The organism is Mesorhizobium sp. M0048 (assembly GCF_040323405.1).
Lineage (GTDB): Bacteria > Pseudomonadota > Alphaproteobacteria > Rhizobiales > Rhizobiaceae > Mesorhizobium.
Genome location: NZ_JAMYUV010000034.1, coordinates 43,712 through 60,762, shown reverse-complemented (window position 1 = coordinate 60,762; position 17,051 = coordinate 43,712). Strand labels below are relative to the sequence as shown.

Below are 17,051 nucleotides of genomic sequence, written 5' to 3'. Positions count from 1 at the left end.
ATCACCGAACACTCTCTCCACGGCATCAACACCTCCCGGCAAAAACCGAAAAGTGTTACCTATGTGTCCGGTACAAATCGTCACCTATGTCTCGGGCCGCTCATCCAATTTCTTCAATCCTGCAGGCATGGACGTCGAGTTTTCCGCTCGTCGGATTCTCGACTGCCTGGGTTTAACAGGCCGGTCCGCTTCGGGGAGAACTGCCGCTCTGCCCCATGCAGCGCACCACCTCTCGCGTCGCTGAAATGCGACAGGTGCTGATCATGGCAACGATACCAAAGTACCGGTGATACTATTGCGTAATCAACAACCTGCCACAAAGCGAAGACTGTCACCCGCCGCGCAGCCGCGCTCGTCGGGTTGATTTCTCCGCCCGAATATGGTGCTTCTCCCGCCTATGAATAAACTATTTTCTGCGGTCCTCGGATGGACGATAGTGGCTTGGCCGGCCGGCGCGATGGACAGCGCATTGCGCGCCGGCCTGCTGAAACTCGATCCGCAAACCCGGCTGGAGCAGCGATGCGACGCCGAAATTCTCGACCGGATTACCCGCGACGACCACAAATACAAAGCCGATCGTGTCGTCGCCTACGCTTTTGCGACGCCCGAAATGGGCGCCGATGCGATCAGGAGCCCGGGTGCTGCGTTTCGCAGCAAAGGACAATGGTACCGGCTGAAATTCAAATGCGAGACAGCGCCGGACCATATGGAAGTCCTGCAGCTCCGCTACCGGATCGGTGATGAAATTCCGGAAAGCGACTGGCCCAAATACAATCTCTATAACTAGGCATTCGCGACCTGTGGCCGCATTTTGCAGGTGTTTCGGGCCGATCGTCGTAAACTCTGTATATTGCCGACCTTGTTCCAACCAGTCCCTTGACGTGCGGGAACCATACACGTTAGGCCCTCGAGGCATTCGACGCGAACGGTCGGCCAACCAGCAAGGGACTTCCAGTCGATGGAAATTTTCACTGCCGCGGGCTTCTCTGCCCTGCTCCAGGTCATCGCCATCGACCTCGTGCTTGCAGGCGATAACGCCATCGTCATCGGCCTGGCCGCAGCGGGCTTGCCGGTCGAGCAGCGCAAGAGAGCGATTCTCATCGGCGTGGTGGCGGCAACGGTGCTGCGCATCGGTTTTGCCGCGATCACCGTCACCCTGCTGCAGATTGTCGGCCTGCTGCTGGCCGGCGGCATCTTGCTGCTATGGGTGTGCTGGAAGATGTATCGCGAGCTGCGCACGTCGCATGCCGACGAGGTGGAGGCGACCGAAGCGCTGTCCAATTCCGATATCAACAGCGATGATATGGTGGCCGGCAAGGCGCGTAAGAAGACCTTGGGTCAGGCGGCATTGCAGATCGTCATCGCCGACGTGTCGATGTCGCTCGACAACGTACTGGCGGTCGCCGGCGCGGCGCGCGATCATTTCCAGGTGCTGGTGATAGGCCTCGTCCTGTCGATCGCGCTGATGGGCCTTGCCGCGAGCTTCATCGCCAAGCTGCTGCACCGCCATCGCTGGATCGCCTATATCGGCCTTTTGATCATCTTCTATGTCGCACTCGATATGATCTATCGAGGCGCGGTGGAAGTCTTCCCGCATGTCAGCAGTGCGGTGAGCTGACGCATCGACTCGAATTCGCATCGGCCGCGACTTCGATTTCGGCGAGCCTTCGGCGATGCCGGCGGTTGCGTTTCGCCGCAGCCGCTGCCCATACCAATGCGGCAACAACTGTGGTACTGCGCCGCCAATCCTGAATCCGGAAAAGCTTGATGTCCGCCCCTCGCGTCAGTTTCGTCAGCCTTGGATGCCCGAAAGCCCTTGTGGATTCCGAGCGCATCATCACGCGCTTGCGGGCTGAAGGCTACGAGATCGCCCGCAAGCACGACGGTGCCGACCTTGTCGTCGTCAACACCTGTGGCTTTCTCGATTCGGCCCGCGACGAATCGCTCAGCGCTATCGGCTCGGCACTTTCGGAGAACGGCAGGGTTATCGTCACCGGCTGCCTCGGCGCCGAGCCGGACGTCATTCGTGAAAGACACCCCAACGTCCTCGCCATCACTGGTCCACAAGCCTATGAAAGCGTTATGGCGGCAGTGCATGAGGCAGCACCGCCGAGCCACGATCCCTACGTCGACCTTTTGCCGCCGCAAGGGGTCAAGCTCACGCCGCGCCACTATGCGTATCTCAAGATTTCGGAAGGCTGCAACAACCGCTGCACCTTCTGCATCATCCCGGCGCTGCGTGGCGACCTCGTATCGCGGCCGGCCGCCGACGTGTTGCGCGAAGCCGAGAAGCTGGCCAAGGCCGGGGTCAAGGAGATCCTCGTCATCTCGCAGGATACCAGCGCCTACGGCATCGATATCAAATACCAGACCAGCATGTTCGGCGACCGCGAAGTGCGGGCGAAGTTCCTCGATCTATCGGAAGAACTGGGCAAGCTCGGTGTCTGGGTGCGCATGCACTATGTCTATCCCTACCCGCATGTCGCAGACGTCATCCCCCTGATGGCCGAAGGTAAGATTCTTCCCTATCTCGACATTCCGTTCCAGCATGCCTCGCCGCAGGTGCTGAAGAACATGCGCCGGCCCGCTCATGGCGAAAAGACGCTCGAGCGCATTCGCAGCTGGCGCGACGTCTGCCCGGACCTTGCCATCCGCTCCACCTTCATCGTCGGGTTCCCCGGCGAGACGGACGACGATTTCGAGATGCTGCTCGACTGGCTGGACGAGGCGAAGATCGACCGCGCCGGCTGTTTCAAATACGAGCCGGTCAGAGGCGCCCGCTCCAACGAGCTCGGCCTCGAGCAGGTGCCGCAGGAGATCAAGGAAGCCCGCTGGCACCGCTTCATGCAGCGCCAGCAGAAGATTTCGGCAACGCAGCTCACCAGGAAAATTGGCAAGCGACTGCCGGTCCTGATCGACGAGGCGCATGGCAATTCGGCCAAGGGCCGGACCAAATACGACGCGCCCGAAATCGACGGCTCGGTCCATATCCAGTCGCGGCGGCCACTGCGCGCCGGCGACATCGTCACGGTCAAGATCGATCGCGCCGACGCTTACGACCTCTACGGCTCGGCCGTCTGATTCAGTCCGAAATGAAAGGGCGCCTCGCGGCGCGCTTTCGTTACGATGTGCTTCCGGTTGCTTATTGCGGCAGCTTGTCGTCGACGCCCTTCACGTAGAAATTCATGCCGAGCAACGTGGCGTCGTCGGCGACCTCGCCCTCCTTCAGCCAAGGTGTGCCGTCCTGCTTGGCGATCGGCCCGGTAAAGGGGTTCCAGCCGTCGGCGATCTTCTTGGTGGTGGCTTCGGCCATCGCCTTGACGTCGTCGGGCATGTTGGTGAACGGCGCCAGCTTGACGGCGCCGTCCTTGATGCCGAGCCATACATTGTCGGGCTTCCAGGTGCCGTCGAGTGCCGCCTGGACCCGGCTGATGTAGTACGGGCCCCATTCGTCGGTCAGTGCGGTCAGCTGCGCGTGCGGTGCGAACTTGATCATATCGGAGGACTGGCCGAAGCCGTGCAGCTTGCGCTCCTCCGCCACCTGCAACGCAGCGGTCGAGTCGGTGTGCTGGACGATGATGTCGGCGCCTTGGTCGAACAATGCCTTGGCGGCGTCGGCTTCTTTGCCCGGATCGAACCAGGAGTTCACCCAGACGATTTTGGCTTTGAAGTTCGGATTGATCGACTGTGCGCCTAGCATGAAGGAATTAATACCCATCACCACTTCCGGGATCGGGAAAGAAACGATGTAGCCGGCGACCCCCGACTTCGATTGCTTGGCGGCGATCTGACCAAGTACGTAACGGCCTTCATAGAAACGCGCATTGTAGATGCCGAGATTTTTGGCGGTCTTGTAGCCAGTGGCGTGCTCGAACATCACCTTGGGGAATTTTTTGGCGATCTTCACTTCCGGGTCCATGAAGCCGAAGGATGTGCCGAAAATGATCTTGCATCCCTCGCGCGCCAGGCGCTCGAAGGCGCGGTCGGCATCGGGGCCTTCGGAGACGTTTTCGAGATAGGCGGTCTCGACCTTGTCGCCGAGTGCCTTTTCCACCTCGAGGCGGCCCTGGTCGTGCTGGTAGGAGTAGCCGAAATCGCCGATCGGGCCGGTATAGACCCAGCATGCCTTCAGCTTGTCCGCCGCCTCAGCTGAGGCCGCCAGCGACAATGCGGCCGTCGTCGCCAGCAGGGCAATAAGCAGTTTTTTCATTTTGTTACCTCTCTGAGTTAAGCCTTGGAGCTTCCGTCTTTTTGTTGTCAACGATCCGGAACGAATGGCTGGCCCAAGGAGGCCGGCGTGTTCATCATCGTCAAACGCTTGTTGCGTGAGATTAGAACGAGAACCACGACGGTTGCCAGATAGGGCAGCGAAGAAAGCAGTTGCGAGGGGACCGGAATGCCGAATGCCTGTGCATGAAGCTGGCCGATCCAGACCGCGCCGAAAATATAGGCGCCGGCCAGCACCCGCCACGGCCGCCAGGAAGCGAAGACGACCAGAGCCAGCGCGATCCAGCCGCGGCCGGCGGTCATGTTCTCCACCCATTGCGGCGTGTAGACCAGCGATAGGTGGCCGCCGGCTAGGCCGGCACAAGCGCCGCCGAAAATCACTGAGAGATAACGATAGCGGATGACATGGATACCAAGCGCATGGGCCGATGCGTGGCTGTCGCCGATCGAGCGCAGCGTGAGCCCGGTGCGGGTTCTGAACAGGAACCACATCACGGCAGCGGTCAGCGCGATCGAGATGTAGAAGATTGGATCCTGGCCGAACAGCAGCCTGCCGACGACCGGGATTGCGGTCAGGCCGGGAATGTCGAGGTTTGGCAGCCTCTCGCCAGGCTGGCCGACAAAATTCGTCCCCATCATGCCGGAAAGCCCGAGGCCGAGCAGTGTCAGCGACAGGCCGGTTGCCACCTGGTTGGTGGCCAGCGACAGCGTCATGACGGCGAACAGAAGCGAGAACACTGCCCCCATGGTGATTGCCGCCAACAGCCCTATCCAAGGCGAGCCGGTGAGATAGCCGGCGCCGAAACCGCCGACGGCACCCATGATCATCATTCCTTCGACGCCGAGATTGAGCACACCCGAACGTTCGACCACCAGTTCGCCGATCGCCGCGATCAGCAGCGGCGTCGCCGCCGTCGCGATCGTCAAGAGGATGTTGACGGTGACGTCCATCAGCGGGCTCCCTCCAGCTTCGGCGCTGCCTCGAGCTTCGGCGCGGAAAAGCCGATCAGGCGAATGCGGTAATGGATGAGCGTGTCGCAGCCGAGCACGAAGAACAAAAGCATGCCCTGGAACACGCGCGCCACCTTGTCGGAGATGCCGAGCGCGCTTTGCACTGCCTCGCCGCCCAGATAAGTCAGCGCCAGCACAAGGCCTGCGGCGACGATGCCGAGCGGATTGAGCCGGCCGAGGAATGCCACGATGATAGCGGTAAATCCGTAGCCGGGCGAAATCACCGGCTGCAATTGTCCGATGGCTCCCGAGACCTCCGAAATCCCGGCAAGTCCGGCCAGTGCGCCCGACAGCAGGAAGGCAAAGAAGACCATACGGTTAAGGCCAAACCCGGCGAAGCGCCCTGCCCTCGGGCTTGAGCCGAGCACGCGGACCTCGAAGCCTTTCAGCATACGGCTCATCAGGATCCAGATCAGTATCGCCGCGACCAACGCGAAGACAAATCCCCAGTTTGCCCGGCCGGATTCCGGGAGGAGTTCCGGCAGTATGGCCGAGTCGTTGAACTGGATGGTTTGCGGGAAACCGTGGCCCTGCGGATCGCGCCACGGCCCGCGTACGAGCCAATCCAGGAAGAGCTGGGCGACATAGACCAGCATCAGGCTGGTCAGGATCTCGTTGGTGTTGAAGCGCGTCTTCAGCAGTGCCGGGATTGCAGCATAGGCAGCCCCACCGACCATGCCGAAAAGAAGCATCAGCGGCAGCACCAATGGGCCTTCGAACTGCGGAAACAGCACAGGGAAGATCGAGCCGACAATGCCGCCCAGGATGAACTGACCTTCGGCGCCGATGTTCCAGATGTTGGCCTTGTAGCAGACCGACAGTCCGACCGCGATCAGGATCAGGGGGGCGGCCTTGATCGCCAGCTCATGCAACTGCCAGACCTGGCTGATCGGTTCGATGAAGTAGATGCGGAACGCAGTCAACGGGTTGACGCCGAGCAGCGCGAACATGATGGCACCGGCTATGATCGTCAAAACGAAAGCGATGAAAGGCGAGAGTGCCGAAAACAGCATCGAGCGCTGCGGGCGTTTTACAAGTTCGAGGCGCATCAAGCCGTCTCCAGCGTATGTTCGGCATGACCGGGTTCGGCGCCGCCCATCAGCAGCCCGATTTTCTCGAATGTCGCTTCAGCTATCGGCAGCGGCTTCGACAGTTCGCCATTGTGCATGACCGTGATCGCATCGGAAATCTCGAACAGCTCGTCGAGGTCCTGGCTGATCACCAGCACCGCCGAGCCGCTGCGCGCCAGTTCGATCAGCGCCTGGCGGATGTGGGCCGCCGCACCCGCATCGACCCCCCAGGTCGGCTGATTGACCACCAAGACGCTTGGCCGGCGGTCGAGTTCGCGGCCGACGATGAATTTCTGCAGATTGCCGCCCGAAAGGGCCGCAGCCTCTGGGTCCGGCGCGCTCTTGCGCACGTCCATTGCCTTTATGATGCGTTGAGCAGCGGTATAGATCGCATCGCTCTTGACCATTCCACCGGCGCCGACAAACATCTTGCCGTCGGTGGCGTGGCGCGACAGAAGCAGGTTTTCCGAAAGCTTCATGCGCGGTGCTGCGCCGTGGCCGAGCCGCTCTTCCGGAACGAAGGCAGCGCCCATCAGGCGCCTGCCGGTGATGGCGAGGCCGCCGGCATCCTTGCCGCGGATGCGGACCGAGCCGGTATCCTCCTGCAGCACCTCGCCGGAAACGGATTCGAAGAATTCACCCTGGCCGTTGCCGGCCACACCGGCAATGCCGATCACCTCGCCGGCCCGGACTTCAAGATTGATGTTCCTGAGCGGGATCGAGAACGGGGTCGCCGGCTTGCGGGTGAGTTCGCGGATTTGAAGCAGCACCGGCGCGGTCTCGATACCCTCGGCCGGCGCCCGCACCACGGCCTGGACCTCGTTGCCGACCATCATCCGCGCCAACGAAGACGCGGTTTCCTGGCGCGGATTGCAATGGCCGACCACCTTGCCGTGACGCAGCACGGTGGCGCGGTCGCAGATGCGTTTGACTTCTTCCAGCCGGTGCGAAATGTAGAGGATGGACTTTCCTTCCGAACGCAACCGTTCGAGCGTTTCGAACAGCTTATCGGCTTCCTGCGGCGTCAGCACCGAAGTCGGCTCGTCGAGGATGATGAGTTGCGGCGTCTGCAGCAGGCAGCGGATGATTTCGATCCGCTGACGCTCGCCGACCGACAGATCACCGACCAGCGATAGCGGGTCGAGAGGCAGGCCGTAACTGTAGGAGAGCGCCCTCGCCTTGGCCGCGATCGTGCTGATCGGCGAGCCGTCATCCAGCGACAGCGCGATGTTCTCCGCCGCCGTCAGCGCTTCGAACAGGGAAAAATGCTGGAAAACCATGCCGATGCCGAGCTTTTTTGCGGTGCCTGGGCTGGTGATCCTGACCGCCTGGCCATTCCAGAAAATCTCGCCAGAATTCGGTTCCAGCGATCCAAAAAGCATTTTCACCAGCGTCGACTTGCCGGCGCCGTTCTCGCCAAGCAACGCATGGATCTCGCCCTTGGCGATGTTGAGATCGACATGGTCGCAGGCTGTCAGCGTGCCGAATATCTTTGTGAGGCCGCGAACCTCAAGCAGGTTTGCGCCGTCCTGATCTGCACTCACGGTGCCTCCATCTGGTTTGCCAGACATGTTCTGTGTTCCCGCAAGCATCGTATGCGCGCCCTGCTCTCTACGGTAAGCGCCTCACGACTTGAAAGAGCTTCAAGAATTTCAGCGGAAACTCAAGCGGTAAAGAGCAGTTCGCAAGAACGGCGGCGTCGGCGGGCCGAAACTGCGGGCGCTCAAGGGATAAGTATCGTTGTCCCGGTGGTCCTGCGCCCTTCGAGATCGGAATGCGCCTTGCCGGCCTCGCTGAGCGCGTAACGCTGGTTGATCTTGATCTTGACGGCGCCGCTGAGCACCACGTCGAACAATGCGGCGGCGGAAGCCTCGAGGTCTTCGCGCCTGGCATTGTAGACGAACAGCGTCGGCCGCGTTGCGAACAGCGAGCCCTTCTGCGCCAGCAACGAGATGCTGAAGGGCGGGATCGGCCCAGACGATTGACCGAAGCTGACGAACGTGCCGAGCGGCCGCAGGCAATCGAGCGAGGCTGGAAACGTGTCGTTGCCGACCGAATCATAGACGACGTCGCATTTCTTGCCACTGGTGATAGCCGCGACGCCGGCAACGAAATCCTGTTCGCGATAGTTGATCACGTGGTCGAAGCCATGCGCCTTCGCGAGTTCGATCTTGTCGGTCGAGCTCGCGGTGCCGATCACCGTCGCGCCGAGATGCTTGGCCCATTGACCGAGGATCAGCCCGACACCGCCGGCCGCCGCATGAAACAGGATCGTGTCGCCGGCTTTCACCTTGAATGTACGGCGCAACAGATATTGGGCCGTCATGCCCTTTAGCATCATCGCCGCGGCCTGTTCGTCGCTGATGCCGTCCGGCACCTTCACCACTCGGTCGGCAGCGATCACGCGCTGCTCGGCATAGGCGCCGGTGGTCACGGCATAGGCGACGCGATCGCCGGGTTTGAGCCAGTCGACATCCGAGCCGACCTTCAAGACCACGCCGGCCGCCTCGCCGCCGGGGATCAGCGGAAATCCGCCCTGCGGCGGATAGAGGCCCGAGCGATAATAGACGTCGATGAAATTGAGACCGATCGCGCTGTGCTTGACCAGGATCTGTCCCGAGCCTGGCTGCCCGGGATCGGCGTCCTCATAGGTCAGGACCTCCGGACCGCCATGGGCATGGATGCGGATCGTTTTGGACATTTTCAGGCTCTCTTGGGATCAGGCTTTCTTGTCCGGCTTGGCGCCGAGATTTGGAAAGAACTGCATGATAGCGCCGATGCAGGCGAGGTAAAGCCCGGTGACCGTAATCCCGATCTTGATGAAATCGCTGACCTGCTCGCCCAGCACGCCGATCTGGTCGTAGAAGGAGGCAAGTGCCGCCTGCGCCAGCGCCAGCGCGCCGAAAGCGCACCAAAGCAGCGTCATGCCGAGATTGATTGGCCGCAGCCGCTTCACCCGCACCGGATGGATGAAATTGATCGGCACGAAGGTGAGAATGCCGGCCACCACGACCACGGCGAAGGAAACCCATTGTCCTGGTTCGATGACGAACAGCGTGAACACCACCATGTTCCAGACGACCGGAAAGCCTTTGAAGAAATTCTCCTTCGTCTTCATGCCGGTATCGGCATAGTAGATCGCGCTCGACACCACGATTATCGCCGCAGACAGGAACGACAGGCGCTCGCCCATGAAGCCGCGCTGATAGAGCGCGAAGGCCGGAATCAACACGTAGGTCACGTAGTCGATGATGTTGTCGAGCAGTTCGCCCGACCATGTCGGCAGGATTTCCTTGACGTCGAGCTTCCTGGCGATCGGCCCGTCGATGCCGTCGACGAAAAGCGCCAGGCCCAGCCACCAGAACATCGCCGTCCAGCGCTGCTCGCTTGCCGCCACCAGCGACAGAAACGCCAGGAATGAGCCCGACGCGGTCAAGAGATGGACCGAGAACGCCCGCGCCTGAGGCCATGTGACTTTCTTCTTCGGCCGCGGAATCCGGTCGGCGATTTTCCTGGCCGTCGTCTTCTTGCTCACGGGCCCCGCCAATCCAGCTTGCAGATTTCGGCCGAGCGGCCAGCAAAGTTCCAGTTGCGGCCAAAGGCCCGCATCTTGCTCTTGTCGGATTTGGCGACGATGATTTCCGGCGCAATCCAGTATTCCGAATTGCTGATGACCGTATCCTTGTCGCGATCCTTGCCGGTGATCGGCGTCACCGCACCATCGATAATCTTCGGTATCTGGAAGATGCGTGTTTTCTCACGCGTCTCGTAGGTGATCGGCACCTGCTCGACGCCGAGGAACTGTCCGACCAGGATGGAGAGCAGCGATGTGGTTCCACCGGCCTTGCCGGTGAATATCTTCGTCAGTCCCTTCACAGCGTAAACCGAGGCGCGCTTGTCGATGAAAAGGCCGGCCGTCCAGTTGCCGCGGCTCATATAGCCGGAGATTTCCATAATCAACCCAAGATTGAGACCGGACAGGTCGACCTCGCCGAAATGGCCGGCATCGATGCGGAACCCCGCCCAGGTTTGGCAATAGCCTTCCGTAGGCGGATGGTTGCCGAGCGACAGAACGCAAGGGCAAAAAACCGTGCAATTGCAGGAGAGGACGAGTTCTCCCTTCATTGCCCAGTTTTGGTCTGTCATCGAATTGTCCCCCTCATGTCGAGACTACTACTAGCGCTGCTGCCCAGACAAGCAGTATCGCACCGGCCAGCCGCGTCGGCAGATTGCCTGCCGTCTGTTTTTCGACCAGGCTGAACAAGCCGATCAGCGCCATCGAGAACACGTTCATCACACCGACGGCAAACATTACCAGCATTAGAGCCCAGCAGCATCCAAGGCACCACAGGCCCTGCTTCATGCCGAGCCGCAAAATACGAATGGGCCTGGCGCTCCAGTTGGCGAACAGGACCGAGAACGGATTTCTGCACTTGTCCAGACAGACTCCCTTCAGCCAGCTGAACTGATAGAGACCAGCGATCGACAGCGCGGCTGCCCCGGCAATTCCAACCAGCGGATCGAGCATCTGCCCGGATGAGGCGAATGCATGGATTGCGAGCGTCAGGGCAGCGAACATTGCCGAGGCGACAAGCCAGACGCTCAAATATCCAGCGACCAGGATCAGCGGATGGACGGCCGGCTCCCTCTTGATCCGGGCGGTATCCGCGATCTCGCAATAGGTGCGGATCATCGGCGCCGCGGAGGGCAGCATGGTCGCGATGGCCATCAACAGCCACATCGCGGTGAGTGCCCCGCCTTGCGCGCCTAGGCTTGCGCGAAGCGGCGCCGGCGCAAGGCAGAGGGCGAAGAAACGCGCAAGGAAATCCGGCAACGGCAGTAGCTGCAGGTATTCCAGCACGGCGTCGCCGGGTACGTCGGCGCCCGGGAGCCGGCTCACCGCCCCCCGAACTGCCATTGCGCCGAGAAAGAGCCAGGCAAGGGCAACGCCCATGCCGGCAACAACGCTCACGGTCAGTCGAGGGCTGCGCGCAACGCTCGCCATCGCGCGGCCGGTACCGTCGAGGTGGCTGAAATCGTCTTGTTGGCCGGTCATGGCAACCGAATGGGCCGAATCGCCGCGTTGATCAAGCGGCATCACCTGACCTATATGGACCAGCAGGTCGGACAGGCCTCACCTCGCAATCCGGAAGCCGAATTTGAACCACCGGGAAACAGCACGGATACTGGTCGCCGGCAGCGGCCCTGCGGGGCTGATCGCGGCGCTTGGCTTTGCCGAGGCGGGCTTTCCCGTGACGCTCGTCGGACCCGACGCTGCCGGCCCCGACGGCCGGACGACAGCCTTGATGAACCCTGCCCTAAAGATGTTCGAACGGCTAGGGATCTTCGACGGAATCAGGCCGCACGCAGCGCCGCTCAAGGTGATGCGTATCGTTGACGCAACCAACCGGCTGATCCGCAGCCCGACAGTGACCTTTCGCGCCAGCGAGATCAACGAAGAGCAATTCGGGCTGAACTTGCCCAACAGCGTTCTCAACCGCACGCTAGCCGAGGCTGTCGCGCATTCGGGCATCGAATGGCGAAAGTCGATGGTGGAGGCATGGCGCCTCGATGCCGACCATGCACATGCCGTTCTCGCCGACGGTAGCGAGATCGAGGCATCGTTGGCAGTTGCCGCCGATGGCCGTCAATCGCCGGCCCGCGAGGCAGCCGGCATCCGGACCTCGGTCCGATCCTTTCCGCAGGCGGCGCTGGTGCTCAATTTCGGTCACCGCAGCGACCATGCATTCACCTCGACCGAATTCCACACCGAGACCGGTCCGTTCACACAGGTTCCCCTGCCCGGCAACCGGTCCAGCCTTGTCTGGGTGCTCGAACCCGAAATCGCCAAGGATCTTGCAGCACTCGACGAGGCGGAGCTTTCGACGCGGGTCGAACAGCGGATGCAATCGATGCTGGGCCGCGTGTCGGTTGAGCCCGGCCGGCAGGTCTACCCACTTTCAGCGGTGAGCCCGTGGCGGTTTGCGCATCGCCGCGTGGCACTTGTCGGTGAAGCCGCCCACGTGTTTCCCCCAATCGGCGCGCAAGGGCTTAATCTCGGCATCCGGGACATTGACGACCTGATTGGTACCGCAAGCAGAAACCGCTCGGACCCGGGCGCCGCCCAGGCGCTTGCAGCCTATGATTTCAAGCGGCGGCCGGACATTCTGGCGCGCAGCAGCGCGGTCAACCTACTGAACATGTCGTTGCTTTCCGACATGCTGCCGGCCCAGCTGATGCGCAGCGCTGGTCTTGGCGCGCTTGAGGGGTTTGCGCCGTTGCGGGCGTTTTTCATGCGCGAGGGTCTTCGACCCGGCAGCGGTTTTGCGGCGTTTTTTGGCGGATTGCGAAAAGCGGCCGCGCGATAGCGATCGTGGCGCCGCCCTTGATCCGCATCTTGTGATGCTCAAACCGGCATCAGTTGATCGGGATTGAATTGACGCGGCGTCTGCGCCAAATAATGACGATGTCGACCGTAAGGTCTGGGCCGATCTTTGCCTGACCGGTGCGTAAGAATCTAAAGTCCTGGAGCGTTTCCTTGCGTGTTCCAGGATGCGTGGCGTTCAAGAAGTTCAAGTGGTGAGTGCGATGAAGACAGCCAAATTCTCGATCGGACAGGTGGTTCGCCACCGGCTGTTTCCGTTCCGCGGCGTCATTTTCGACGTCGATCCGCAATTCGCCAATACCGACGAATGGTACGAGGCGATCCCCGCTGACGTGCGGCCGCGCAAGGACCAGCCCTTTTATCATCTGCTCGCCGAGAATTCGGAGACGGAATACATCGCCTATGTGTCCGAGCAGAATTTACTCGAGGACCGGTCGGGCGAACCGGTCCGGCATCCGCAGATTGGTGAAATGTTCGACAAGAAGCCCGACGGGCGCTACGAGCCGAAGCACCAATTGAGACATTGACTTAGTCGGGATCTGGCTGGGCTCGGACAGGCTTGAGACAAGTCTGGACCCGATAATCAGCCGATTCAATAAAAAAGCGGGGCATGAACCCCGCTTTTTGTTTTGTTCGAAAACCCGTCGATCAGTTGGCGGCCTTCGCCTTTTCCTGTTCTTCCTTGAGCTTCTTGGCAAAATCCTGATTGTTCTTGGCGACGAACTCCTGGAGCTTCTTCTGTCGGTCCTCGATGTCCGACTGCTGCAGCGGCGGGCCGTCGAAGGCGCCGCTGAAGCCGGTCAGCGCGATCTTGATCGGGTTCGGCTGGTTCTGGAAATTGACCGAGGTCAGCGTCAGGTTCGAACCTTTCTTGAAGGACGCGACGAGCTGATCGGTCAGCGGCACTTCCGCCACGCAGCGATCCGGGAAACAGATCACGTACTCGAGCTTCTGCGCCTTGCCGGCGTCGATCTGGAGGCCGATGCCGGGAGGAACCAAACGGCCGGTCGGAACCGTCACCTGGAACACCTTGCGGTTCACCTTGCCCTTCAATTCGATCAGGCTGACGCCGGTGATGAGCTGACCATTGCCGGCGGTGGTGATGTTCTGGACATTGCAAATGTCGACATCTTCCTGCTTGGTGCAGGCCTTGAACCAGCCTTGCGGAATCTGCTGTTGCTGCTGCGCGACAGCAGCGGGAATCCCGGCGCCCAGAATGCCGACCACGCCAGCGGCCATGACCGACAGGCGGTACGCGTTGCTGTTCAGGCTCGTCATGTCGTGCATTCCTCTCAAATGATCCCGGGACCGGCTTTTTTCATGCCGTGTGGTCCAGCTACCTGTTGCCGAAATGAGGCAACAGAATGACTTCGGACGGCGTGTTACACTGCAAGCGACGCCGAATCCAGCCCGGGCCACGCGAATCTTGGCCGAGGGACTGGGTTGAGGGATTGGCCGGTGCACGACCGGCTCATGTATGCTGCGCATCGAATCGGGAAGGAGACGGTCATGGGCCGCGTTGTCGTTTGGCTGATCGCCACAATCTTGTTTGTCGGCCTTTCCCTGCAGCCGGCCCTGTCGGAACCGAAGCACGCGCTTGCCATGCAGGGCGAGCCGGCGCTGCCGGCCGACTATGATCATTTCAACTACGTCAATCCCGACGCGCCGAAAGGCGGCAGCATTACCTATTGTGTCGTCGGCAGCTTCGACAATCTCAATCCGTTCATCCTGAGAAGTCTGCGCACCACCGCGCGCGGCATGATGGATCAAGCTTTTGGCAATCTTGTCTTCGAGCCGTTGATGCAGCGCAACTACGACGAGGCCTTCAGTCTCTACGGCCTGCTCGCCGATACCGCCGACATGGATCCCGAGCGCAAGAGCATCGAATTCCACCTCGATCCCAGGGCCAAATGGTCGGACGGCGAGCCGGTGACGCCGGAAGACGTGTTGTTCACCTATGATGTCTTCACCGAGAAGGGTCGGCCACCTTACAGCCAGCGAATGAAAGCGATCGCCAAGCTCGAAAAGACCGGCGACCGCAGTGTGCGCTTCACCTTCAACGAAAAGGCGGACCGCGAATTTCCCCTAATCATTGCGCTGACGCCGATCATCCCGAAACACGCGTTCAACAAGGACACTTTCGACAGGACGACGCTGAAGCCGGTGATCGGCAGCGGGCCTTACACGGTGGCGCAAGTCGTGCCCGGCCAGCGCATCGTGTTCAAGCGCAATCCGGACTATTGGGGCAAGGACGTGCCGTCCAAGCGCGGCTTCGACAATTACGACCAGATCACCATCGAGTATTTCCTCAACGCCAACGCCAAGCAGGAAGCGTTCAAGAAAGGCATCTGCGCCATCGACGACGACAGCGACCCGGTCAAACGCGAGCGCGATCTCGACTTTCCGGCCTTCCACAGGGGCGAGGTCATCGCCGAAACTTTCGATACCGGCATTCCGCCGGTGTTCAACGGTTTCCTGTTCAACACGCGGCTGCCGAAATTTTCCAATCCGATCGTACGGCGCGCGCTCGGCATGCTCTACGACTTCGAATGGGCCAACAAGAATCTGTTCGGCGGCAAATACACGCGCACGATGAGTTTTTGGCAGAATTCCGAGCTGTCCGCGCTCGGCCACCCGGCCAGCGAAAAGGAAAAGGCCCTGCTGGCCCCCTACCCCGGCCGCGTGCCCGCAGATGTCATGGACGGCACCTACAGGCCGCCCGTTACCGATGGCTCCGGCCAGGACCGCAAGGTGCTGAAGGCGGCATTCGAGCTGCTGAAGAGCGCGGGCTATACGGTGCAGGACGGCGCGATGCTCGATCCCCAGGGAAAGCCGTTCGGTTTCGAGATCCTGACCGCCTCGCAGGACGAAGAGCGACTTGCCGCTATCTATCAGCGCACGCTTGAGAAGCTCGGCATCGATGTCAGCATTCGCAGCCTCGACGGCGATCAGATCCAGTCGCGCAAGCAGCGTTTCGATTTCGAGGTGCTGGTCGGCTCGACCGGTTTCAACAACTCGCTGTCGCCCGGTATCGAGCAAGCCGGGCGCTGGGGATCCGCTGCCGCCAAGGCCGAAGGCTCGTTCAACCTAGCGGGTGTCGCCGACCCAGCAGTGGACGCGGCGATCGAGGCGATGTTGAGAGCTCGCTCGAAGGAGGACTATGTCGCTGCTGTCCGGGTCCTCGACCGGCTGCTGATCTCAGGCAATTACATGGTGCCGACCCAGCACAACAACCAGCAATGGCTCGCTTATTGGAACTATCTGGAACATCCGCAAAAGACGCCCATATACGGTTATCAGTTGCCGACCTGGTGGCGCAAACCGAAGTGACCTCTTCAGAACAGGAGATCAAGATGAACGACGAGAACTCGATTACCGTCGATGTGGTCTCCGACGTCGTGTGCCCCTGGTGCTTTATCGGCCAGAAACGGCTCGACAAGGCGATTGCCGCCGTCGACATCGACGTTCACATACGTTGGCGGCCCTTCCAGCTCGACCCGACGATTCCGCCCGAAGGCAAGAACCGCCGCGACTACATGGTAGCGAAATTCGGCAGCGAGCAACGCATCCGCGAGATCCATGCCCGGATCGAGCCGTTGGGCGAGGCTGAGGGGATTTCCTTTGCCTTCGACGCCATCAAGGTCGCGCCCAATACGCTGGATGCGCACCGGCTCATTCGCTGGGCCGGGACGGCCGGCGAGGCCGTTCAGAACCGGCTGGTGCGCCGGCTGTTCCAGCTGAATTTCGAAGAAGGCGCCAATCTCGGCGATCATGCCGTGCTGATCGAAGCCGCCCGCGAGGCCGGCATGGATGCCTCCGTCGTCGAAACGCTTCTGTCGACGGACGCCGATGTAGAGGCGGTGCGCACCGAAATCGCCACTGCTTCGCGCATGGGCATATCGGGCGTGCCGTGCTTTCTGCTTGAAGGCAAATATGCGGTGATGGGCGCCCAGGACGCCGATACGCTTGCCGATGCGCTGCGCCAGGTGGCTGCGGCCAAGGCACGCGGCGAACTGGAGACGGCGAACTGAGCCGGACTATTTTCGACTATTTCACCGTCACCTTGGCCTTGCTGACGAAAAGGCCATGGCCATGCTTGCCGGTTCAGGTCAATCCCTTGGTGGAGGACTGGCAGGAAAACAGCCCCTTGCTCCAGCTGTTGCCGTAGGCCTTGCTCGCCCGGGTTCGTGATCTGTGTCGGAATCGATGTCGGTCCGCATCCTGGACGTAGGGGCAACGTCGTTGCTTGGCTGATTACGGGCTCTCCCGACAAGGCGGCTTCACCCACGAATCATACAGGTCGCGTTCTGGCCGCCAACGAGGTCGGACCTGGCCGTAAGGGCGCGCTGAAGATCGGT

Annotated in this window: 17 protein-coding genes; 8 read left to right on the top strand and 9 right to left on the bottom strand. The window is 61.1% G+C overall.

The window, feature by feature from the left end; translation table 11 throughout:
* The 4 genes from NKJ84_RS23495 to rimO all read left to right on the top strand — a co-directional run.
* Positions 1-244, top strand: a 244-nt coding sequence (locus NKJ84_RS23495) for a hypothetical protein (RefSeq protein ID WP_352508447.1), incomplete at its 5' end; no start/stop codon positions are given.
* Between the two features lie 135 nt (positions 245-379).
* Entirely contained in the window at positions 380-787 is a 408-nt protein-coding gene (locus NKJ84_RS23490) for a DUF930 domain-containing protein (protein ID WP_352508445.1), read from the top strand.
* A gap of 171 nt (positions 788-958) precedes the next feature.
* A complete protein-coding gene (locus NKJ84_RS23485; protein ID WP_352508444.1) occupies positions 959-1,618 on the top strand; it encodes a TerC family protein in 660 nt (219 codons plus the stop codon).
* Positions 1,619-1,767: 149 nt separating this feature from the next.
* The gene (gene rimO / locus NKJ84_RS23480) at positions 1,768-3,081 is read left to right on the top strand and encodes a 30S ribosomal protein S12 methylthiotransferase RimO (protein ID WP_352508442.1); all 1,314 of its coding nucleotides are present in this window, start codon (positions 1,768-1,770) and stop codon (positions 3,079-3,081) included.
* 61 nt (positions 3,082-3,142) lie between these two features.
* On the opposite strand, the gene NKJ84_RS23475 is transcribed toward rimO, so the two are convergent.
* The 8 genes from NKJ84_RS23475 to NKJ84_RS23440 form a co-directional block, all read right to left on the bottom strand.
* Positions 3,143-4,210 carry a BMP family ABC transporter substrate-binding protein gene (locus tag NKJ84_RS23475; RefSeq protein WP_352508441.1) on the bottom strand — a complete coding sequence of 356 codons (1,068 nt, stop codon included), beginning with the start codon at positions 4,208-4,210 and terminating at the stop codon, positions 3,143-3,145.
* Between the two features lie 47 nt (positions 4,211-4,257).
* The gene (locus NKJ84_RS23470) at positions 4,258-5,178 is read right to left on the bottom strand and encodes an ABC transporter permease (protein ID WP_352508440.1); all 921 of its coding nucleotides are present in this window, start codon (positions 5,176-5,178) and stop codon (positions 4,258-4,260) included.
* Positions 5,178-6,290 carry an ABC transporter permease gene (locus NKJ84_RS23465; RefSeq protein ID WP_352478850.1) on the bottom strand — a complete coding sequence of 371 codons (1,113 nt, stop codon included), beginning with the start codon at positions 6,288-6,290 and terminating at the stop codon, positions 5,178-5,180. The genes NKJ84_RS23470 and NKJ84_RS23465 overlap by 1 nt, the downstream gene beginning before the upstream one ends.
* Positions 6,287-7,879, bottom strand: coding sequence for an ABC transporter ATP-binding protein (locus tag NKJ84_RS23460; RefSeq protein WP_502896087.1), 1,593 nt, complete (start codon positions 7,877-7,879; stop codon positions 6,287-6,289). Before NKJ84_RS23460 ends, NKJ84_RS23465 begins: the two co-directional genes overlap by 4 nt.
* Positions 7,880-8,031: 152 nt before the next feature.
* Positions 8,032-9,009: a quinone oxidoreductase family protein gene (locus tag NKJ84_RS23455; protein WP_352508438.1), complete on the bottom strand. Its 978-nt coding sequence runs from the start codon at positions 9,007-9,009 to the stop codon at positions 8,032-8,034.
* An 18-nt stretch (positions 9,010-9,027) separates the two neighbouring features.
* The gene (pcsA, locus tag NKJ84_RS23450) at positions 9,028-9,804 is read right to left on the bottom strand and encodes a phosphatidylcholine synthase (RefSeq protein ID WP_502893794.1); all 777 of its coding nucleotides are present in this window, start codon (positions 9,802-9,804) and stop codon (positions 9,028-9,030) included.
* Positions 9,805-9,839: 35 nt separating this feature from the next.
* The gene (locus NKJ84_RS23445; RefSeq protein WP_352508437.1) at positions 9,840-10,454 is read right to left on the bottom strand and encodes a DUF1326 domain-containing protein; all 615 of its coding nucleotides are present in this window, start codon (positions 10,452-10,454) and stop codon (positions 9,840-9,842) included.
* Positions 10,455-10,467: 13 nt separating this feature from the next.
* Positions 10,468-11,406 (bottom strand): DUF2182 domain-containing protein, encoded by a 939-nt coding sequence (locus NKJ84_RS23440; protein ID WP_352508436.1) that lies wholly within the window; start codon positions 11,404-11,406, stop codon positions 10,468-10,470.
* A gap of 61 nt (positions 11,407-11,467) precedes the next feature.
* On the opposite strand from NKJ84_RS23440, the gene NKJ84_RS23435 reads away from it, so the two are divergent.
* Positions 11,468-12,676: a UbiH/UbiF family hydroxylase gene (locus NKJ84_RS23435; RefSeq protein WP_352508435.1), complete on the top strand. Its 1,209-nt coding sequence runs from the start codon at positions 11,468-11,470 to the stop codon at positions 12,674-12,676.
* 220 nt (positions 12,677-12,896) lie between these two features.
* Positions 12,897-13,220 (top strand): heat shock protein HspQ, encoded by a 324-nt coding sequence (gene hspQ, locus NKJ84_RS23430; RefSeq protein WP_023675043.1) that lies wholly within the window; start codon positions 12,897-12,899, stop codon positions 13,218-13,220.
* Positions 13,221-13,341: 121 nt separating this feature from the next.
* On the opposite strand, the gene NKJ84_RS23425 is transcribed toward hspQ, so the two are convergent.
* A complete protein-coding gene (locus tag NKJ84_RS23425; RefSeq protein WP_352478856.1) occupies positions 13,342-13,971 on the bottom strand; it encodes an invasion associated locus B family protein in 630 nt (209 codons plus the stop codon).
* Positions 13,972-14,202: 231 nt separating this feature from the next.
* On the opposite strand from NKJ84_RS23425, the gene NKJ84_RS23420 reads away from it, so the two are divergent.
* Positions 14,203-16,023, top strand: coding sequence for an extracellular solute-binding protein (locus tag NKJ84_RS23420; RefSeq protein WP_352508434.1), 1,821 nt, complete (start codon positions 14,203-14,205; stop codon positions 16,021-16,023).
* Between the two features lie 23 nt (positions 16,024-16,046).
* Positions 16,047-16,724: a DsbA family oxidoreductase gene (locus NKJ84_RS23415; RefSeq protein ID WP_254817233.1), complete on the top strand. Its 678-nt coding sequence runs from the start codon at positions 16,047-16,049 to the stop codon at positions 16,722-16,724.
* Positions 16,725-17,051 lie beyond the last annotated feature (327 nt).

Excerpts from the sequence above, each read along its gene's own strand:
- NKJ84_RS23445 (WP_352508437.1), bottom strand. The coding sequence starts at position 10,454 with ATGACAGACCAAAACTGGGCAATGAAGGGAGAACTCGTCCTCTCCTGC.
- NKJ84_RS23460 (WP_502896087.1), bottom strand. The coding sequence starts at position 7,879 with ATGTCTGGCAAACCAGATGGAGGCACCGTGAGTGCAGATCAGGACGGC.
- hspQ (WP_023675043.1), top strand. The coding sequence starts at position 12,897 with ATGAAGACAGCCAAATTCTCGATCGGACAGGTGGTTCGCCACCGGCTG.
- NKJ84_RS23475 (WP_352508441.1), bottom strand. The coding sequence starts at position 4,210 with ATGAAAAAACTGCTTATTGCCCTGCTGGCGACGACGGCCGCATTGTCG.
- NKJ84_RS23490 (WP_352508445.1), top strand. The coding sequence starts at position 380 with ATGGTGCTTCTCCCGCCTATGAATAAACTATTTTCTGCGGTCCTCGGA.
- NKJ84_RS23440 (WP_352508436.1), bottom strand. The coding sequence starts at position 11,406 with ATGCCGCTTGATCAACGCGGCGATTCGGCCCATTCGGTTGCCATGACC.
- NKJ84_RS23415 (WP_254817233.1), top strand. The coding sequence starts at position 16,047 with ATGAACGACGAGAACTCGATTACCGTCGATGTGGTCTCCGACGTCGTG.
- NKJ84_RS23470 (WP_352508440.1), bottom strand. The coding sequence starts at position 5,178 with ATGGACGTCACCGTCAACATCCTCTTGACGATCGCGACGGCGGCGACG.
- NKJ84_RS23485 (WP_352508444.1), top strand. The coding sequence starts at position 959 with ATGGAAATTTTCACTGCCGCGGGCTTCTCTGCCCTGCTCCAGGTCATC.
- rimO (WP_352508442.1), top strand. The coding sequence starts at position 1,768 with ATGTCCGCCCCTCGCGTCAGTTTCGTCAGCCTTGGATGCCCGAAAGCC.
- NKJ84_RS23455 (WP_352508438.1), bottom strand. The coding sequence starts at position 9,009 with ATGTCCAAAACGATCCGCATCCATGCCCATGGCGGTCCGGAGGTCCTG.
- NKJ84_RS23420 (WP_352508434.1), top strand. The coding sequence starts at position 14,203 with ATGGGCCGCGTTGTCGTTTGGCTGATCGCCACAATCTTGTTTGTCGGC.
- NKJ84_RS23425 (WP_352478856.1), bottom strand. The coding sequence starts at position 13,971 with ATGACGAGCCTGAACAGCAACGCGTACCGCCTGTCGGTCATGGCCGCT.